General features: G+C 59.5%; 6 protein-coding genes and 1 pseudogene. All 7 read left to right on the top strand.

The genetic code is table 11. The features are described from left to right. A pseudogene (locus PMO31116_RS24195) lies at positions 1 to 96 on the top strand (peptidase P60); the annotation flags it as partial. A gap of 33 nt (positions 97 to 129) precedes the next feature. Next, positions 130 to 507 carry a hypothetical protein gene (locus PMO31116_RS23350; protein ID WP_150568791.1) on the top strand — a complete coding sequence of 126 codons (378 nt, stop codon included), beginning with the start codon at positions 130 to 132 and terminating at the stop codon, positions 505 to 507. Positions 508 to 546: 39 nt separating this feature from the next. Continuing rightward, the gene (locus tag PMO31116_RS23345; RefSeq protein WP_246185455.1) at positions 547 to 1,143 is read left to right on the top strand and encodes a tail assembly protein; all 597 of its coding nucleotides are present in this window, start codon (positions 547 to 549) and stop codon (positions 1,141 to 1,143) included. A gap of 164 nt (positions 1,144 to 1,307) precedes the next feature. After that, the gene (locus PMO31116_RS23845; RefSeq protein ID WP_174971767.1) at positions 1,308 to 1,463 is read left to right on the top strand and encodes a hypothetical protein; all 156 of its coding nucleotides are present in this window, start codon (positions 1,308 to 1,310) and stop codon (positions 1,461 to 1,463) included. A 72-nt stretch (positions 1,464 to 1,535) separates the two neighbouring features. Further along, positions 1,536 to 4,700 carry a TipJ family phage tail tip protein gene (locus PMO31116_RS23340; RefSeq protein WP_150568789.1) on the top strand — a complete coding sequence of 1,055 codons (3,165 nt, stop codon included), beginning with the start codon at positions 1,536 to 1,538 and terminating at the stop codon, positions 4,698 to 4,700. Further along, a complete protein-coding gene (locus tag PMO31116_RS23335; RefSeq protein ID WP_141571379.1) occupies positions 4,700 to 5,002 on the top strand; it encodes a hypothetical protein in 303 nt (100 codons plus the stop codon). Before PMO31116_RS23340 ends, PMO31116_RS23335 begins: the two co-directional genes overlap by 1 nt. Beyond that, positions 5,002 to 5,738, top strand: a 737-nt coding sequence (locus PMO31116_RS23330) for a hypothetical protein (RefSeq protein WP_150568788.1), incomplete at its 3' end; no start/stop codon positions are given. The genes PMO31116_RS23335 and PMO31116_RS23330, both read left to right, overlap by 1 nt.

Here is a 5,738-nt window from a genome sequence, read left to right as displayed (position 1 = left end):
CACATGCACGGCCGGCTTTCAACGCGGGAAGTGTACGGCGGGTATTGGCGGGAGATCACCCGCTGCGTTCTGAGGCATAAAGCCCTGATGGTTTAGACTCTCGTCGTGAGTCAACTGACGGAGTCAAATATGTTTCGCACTACGTTGGCATTGGGTCTGGGGCTTTCGCTCATTTTGGCTGGATGCACGACTGGAATGTCGGGGCAGCAAATCCGCGCGCAGCGAGCGGAAGTGTTCAAGGGCCCCGCGCCCATCAATGAGGTTCAGGCATGTTTGGCTGATCGTCTCGGCTCCGAGGCGAACGTCACCACATACCCTGCCGGCGCCGTGTCTGAGATCGCTGTGGGGCGTACATCCACGCTCGGCGAATTCGGTTACGCGTATCTCGTATCACTATCGAAGACTGCTGATGGCACGCAGGTAACCTTGCGAAGCGCTGGGATCTGGTTCCCCCATATGCCGGAAGACCGATTGCGCTCCGAAGTCAGGCAGTGCCTCAAAACTTAACCTTGACCCGCTTAGGCGGGTTTTTTTATGGGCGCCACAATGGAAAAGGTGAGAACGGTCAGGCTGTATGGAAAGCTCGGTGCGAAGTTTGGGAGATCGTTCCGCTTGGCCGTTTCTTCGCCCGCGGAGGCTATTCGCGCACTGGCATGTCAATTAAAGGGATTCGAGCGTCACTTGTGGGAAAGCAAGGAGCAAGGTGTGGCATATGCGGTTTTCGTCGGCGCGCGCAATCTACGTGAAGATGAACTGGTGCTTCCTCCGGGCAACGACGATATCAGGATTGCCCCGATCATTGCTGGCGCTAAGCGCGGTGGCCTGTTTCAACTGGTTCTTGGGGCAGCGCTCCTCGGCTTGGCATTCTGGAATCCGTCGTTCCTTGCAGCGAAGGGGCTTTTTTCCGCCGGTTCTCTTGGCCTTATGGGTGCTTCGATGGCTCTTGGAGGTGTCGTTCAATTGCTATCGCCGCAGCCGACTGGACTTTCTGTGAAAGACAGCCCTGACAACGGTGCGAATTACAACTTCAACGGTCCCGTGAATACCCAAGCGCAGGGCAACCCTGTCCCTGTGCTGTACGGCCGAATGATCGTCGGCGGCGCTGTGGTTTCTGCTGGCATCTACGCCGAAGACCAGGCGTGATGTTGTAGGAACGCTCTACACAACAAGATTGGATTTCCCTGCGGCAGGGTTCTTGCGATAGTTGACTGCAAGCAACAGCCCCGAAATAAAGCGAAAGCCCCGGTCTGTTAGCAGCAGCCGGGGCTTTCTGTATTCCACCCTCTGTACGCCCAGAAGGAAGAAACTTGTTCAAGTATACGCCGAAACATCAGGTCAAGGTGGACGGAAAGATGAGTGCAAATGACGCAGGAATTGTGGGGCGCCGCTTGGCGAATGCCGCACTTGTTCTCGCGGTGGGTATCTCGGCGGCGGCCGTGATCTATGCCGTACGTTGGTGGTAACGCACCATGAATTTGTTTTCGCACATTGACCAGTAGCCCCGCCTCGAGCGGGGCTTCGCATTTCTGAGGCGCATGAAATACATCATCGGTTATGGCGGCGGAGGCGGCAAAGGGGGCGGCGATAGCCGTACGCCTACTGAGAGCCCAGATAGCCTGCACTCGATCGCGTACGCGAAGGTATTGGACGCCGTCTCCGAGGGCGATGTGGTGGGGCTGGTCAACGGCCTGCAAAGTGTCTATCTCGATAGCACGCCAATCCTGAACCCCGACGGCACGGCGAATTTCCAGAATGTAAGCGTCGACGTTCGTACCGGCACACAAGACCAGGCATACATCCCCGGATTCCCAGCGGTCGAGAGCGAAGCGACGGTCGGCGTTACCCTGACATCGGCGGTGCCCTGGGTCCGCGCGATCAGCAATACGCAGTTGTCCGCAGTCCGGATCACGATGGCCGTGCCTGCGTTGTCTCAAGCCAATACGAGTAACGGCGACATCACCGGCTACCGGGTCGAATATGCGATTGATCTCGCGACCAGTGGTGGGGCGTTCCAAGAGGTGCTTTCGTCTGCGTTCGATGGCAAAACGACGTCGACCTATGAGCGGAGCCACCGAATCAATCTTCCGGCATCTTCGTCGGGCTGGACGATTCGAGTGCGCCGTGTCACGCCGAACGCAAACAGCAGCACGATAGCCGATACGACGAACATCGAGAGCATTGCGGAAATTATCGACGCGAAGCTCCGATATCCGAATACGGCGCTCGTCGGGATTCAAGTCGACGCCCAGCAGTTCAAGAGCATTCCGACTCGGTCTTTTGACATGAAGGGGCGCATCATTCGTGTCCCGTCAAACTACGACCCCGCCTCGCGCTCCTATAGTGGCGCGTGGGACGGTACGTTCAAGTCGGCATGGTCGGACAATCCCGCGTGGGTATTTTATGACCTGGTGCTTCATCCGCGATACGGCCTGGGCCACCGCGTGAATGCTGCTCAGGTCGACAAGTGGTCGCTCTATCAGATCGGCCAGTATTGCGACGAACTGGTCGACGACGGCAATGGCGGGCGAGAGCCTCGCTTTGCCTGCAATTGCTACCTGCAATCGCGAGCCGACGCCTACAAAGTCCTGCAGGATCTGGCGACCATATTCCGCGGCATGGCCTACTGGGCAAACGGCAACGTCGTGGCTGTGGCCGATATGCCCGGAGATCCGGTCTACAGCTTCACCAACGCGAACGTCATCAACGGGAAGTTCACTTACACCGGCACGAGCTGGAAGGCGCGGAAGACTGTCGCTCTCGTGACGTGGAATGATCCAAGAGACTTCTACAAGGCGAAGGTCGAGTACGTCGAAGACCAGGACGGCATCTCGCGCTATGGCGTTCAGCAGACGGAAACGACGGCGTTTGGCTGCACCAGCCAAGGGCAGGCCCAACGCGTCGGGCATTGGACGCTGCTGAGCAGCCGCCTTGAGACGGAGTCGGTTTCATTCTCCGTGGGCCTCGAGGAGGCGATGGTGTCGCCAGGCAGCGTGGTGAGCGTCGCAGACGCATCGCGCGCTGGCCGCCGGATCGGTGGCCGCGTCAGGTCTGCTGCTGGGTCGACGGTCGTTCTCGACAAGGTCGAGCAGATCGCCGTCGGCGACACGCTGACGGTAATCCTCCCGAGTGGCGCCAGGCAGACTCGAACGGTTCAATCCGTGGAGGGAAACGCCGTAACGGTGACTGCGAACTGGACCGAGGCCGTGCAGCCGCAGGCCGTTTGGGTTGCGGAAAGCGCTCAACTGAAGACGCAGCTGTTTCGGGTGCTCAGCATTTCACAGGGCGACGGGCTGCAGTGGGACGTTTCCGCGATCCAACATAACCCGGACAAGTATGCGGCCATCGATAGCGGCACGCGCCTCCAGCAGCGTCCCATCAGCGTCATTCCGCCCTCGGTGCAGCCGCCAGCGAAGGACGTAGCGTGGGACTCGTACTCGGTGATCGCGCAGGGCATAGCCTCAACAACTGGCGTCATCAAATGGATGCCGGCCGACAAGGCTATCGCCTACGAGGTTGAGTGGCGCCGCGACAACGGCGAATGGGTGAAGGCCGGCCGTACCGGCTCGCAGAGCCTTGAAGTGCCGAACCTGTATGCCGGAACGTATGTAGCGCGGGTGACCGCGTTGAACGCGCTCGACGTGCCGTCCATCCCGGCATATTCGCCGGAGACCGTCCTGAGCGGGAAGACGTCACCGCCACCGACGGTGACGAGCTTGCTGGCCACCGGGATCGTCTTCGGCATTCAGATCAACTGGGGATTTCCTACTGGTCCGCTCGACGTAGAGCGAACCGAGGTCTGGTACAGCCAAACTGACGACCGTGCCAGCGCGATCAAGCTCGCTGACTTCGCGTTCCCGCAGAACACCCACACGATGATGGGGCTTGCCGCGGGCGCGACCTTCTTTTTCTGGGCGCGCCTGATCGACAAATCGGGCAACGTCGGGTCGTGGTATCCGGCGACCAACGGTGTGATGGGGCAGGCAAGTGCAAATGCCGACGACATTCTCGATTATCTGAACGGGAAAATCGGCGAGACGCAGCTTTCCCAGGATCTCCTTGAAACGATTGCTACGATCCAGCCGCCGTTCGCCGGCAGCGAGGAAGACTATGCCGGCTCGGTAAACATCTACGCCGGCATCCTGTCGGTGCAATCGCTGATCCAGGATGGCGATCGAGCAGTCGCTCAGCAGGTGACGACGCTGCAGGCGACCGTCGGCGAGAACACAGCGCTTGTGCAGACGAATGCCCAGGCGCTGGCCAGCCTGGACGGCAAAGTGTCTGCTTCGTACCAGATGAAGGTGGGCGTGACGTCCGGCGGGAAGTATTACGGCGCGGGGATCGGCATCGGCGTCAGCAATGAGACGGGGCCGGTGCAGTCGCAGATCCTGTTTCTCGCAGATCGATTCGCCTTTCTCAACACGGCGAACGATCAGGTGAGCACGCCCTTCGTGATCCAGAACGGCCAGACGTTCATCAGCCAGGCATTCATCGGCAACGGCTGGATCACCAATGCCATGATCGGCGACTACATCCAGTCCAACAACTATCAGGCCGGAGTGAGCGGGTGGCGCCTGGACAAGTCGGGAACGCTGTATATGAACGGCGGGGCCAGCGGGCAGGGACGTGTTGTTCTCTCGCCCAACGGAATCAGCGTCTATGACGCGAACAACGTGCTGCGCGTGCGCCTGGGGTTGCTCTAATGGTCGCCGGGCTCCAGCTATTCGATCCGGCGGGAAATGAGATCCTCAATCCTTTCAGTCGAGTCGGGCGCGTGCTTGGATCCGTGTATATCAACGGCACGAGTGGCAGCCTTCAAAACGACGGATTGCTGACCGGCGAGCCATTCGCGTCGTTTCACCTTCAGCAACTGTTTTACGACGTGCGCGCGTACCGCAGGTTTCCCCGAATCTCGGTCTCAGGCAACACGCTCTCCTGGTATTACCCGGCTCCCCAGGGCACGCAGGTGACCATGGCGGGATATATCGTCTTTGGAGTTCGCTGATGACATACGGGTTTCAGTCGATTAGCGACGCCGGCGTGTTCCAGATCGACGGCGAGTCGACGAACTACTGCCTCTCCAAAAAGGGCGTGGCGACCTTGGTTCAGCAGAGCCTGTACCTCGGTGCCTCGGGAGCGGGTGACGTGTATGCCACGTGCTACGTAGCGGACATTGCCTATTCCGCGACCAATCCGCTTTTCGTCATGGAGAACACGAATGGCATCCCCGTCGTGGTCATTTCGACGACGAATACGGGAGGCAACTCGTGGGTGACGCGCGTCATGGCGCTTTCGCCAGTGTCGATCAATTGTTTTGTGTTTTCGTCGGATGTCTTGATTGACGGCTCCGAACTGCTCGTTGTCTACAACTCGGCAGGGCAGCCGGTTGCGACGTCGAGCATGCGATACCCACTGATCAAGCAGGTGATCGCGGGGAACGTGATCGGCGCGGGCCCAGATTACGGGCAGTACGACTACGGCGCGGCGACGAGCTTTTCCGCTTCGTTCTCGCCTGGTGGCGGACGCATCGGGGTGGGTGCGATACGCACGCCATCGACGCAGTTCAACGGGAGTCTGTTGTCGGGCGAATGGCGCGGAAACATCGGCCTCGGTGGCTGGATGTCCGGGGCGGGCGTGGCCACATTCTCGACGTTCAATTGGCGATTCGGTCCCAGCTCACCCAATCCTCCAAATTTCCAATACGACTATCAGTCGGCACTCGACTACGGGGGCATTCTGAT

It is taken from the genome of Pandoraea morbifera (genome assembly GCF_902459575.1).
GTDB lineage: Bacteria > Pseudomonadota > Gammaproteobacteria > Burkholderiales > Burkholderiaceae > Pandoraea > Pandoraea morbifera.
This window is presented reverse-complemented; position numbering and strand designations above follow the sequence as displayed.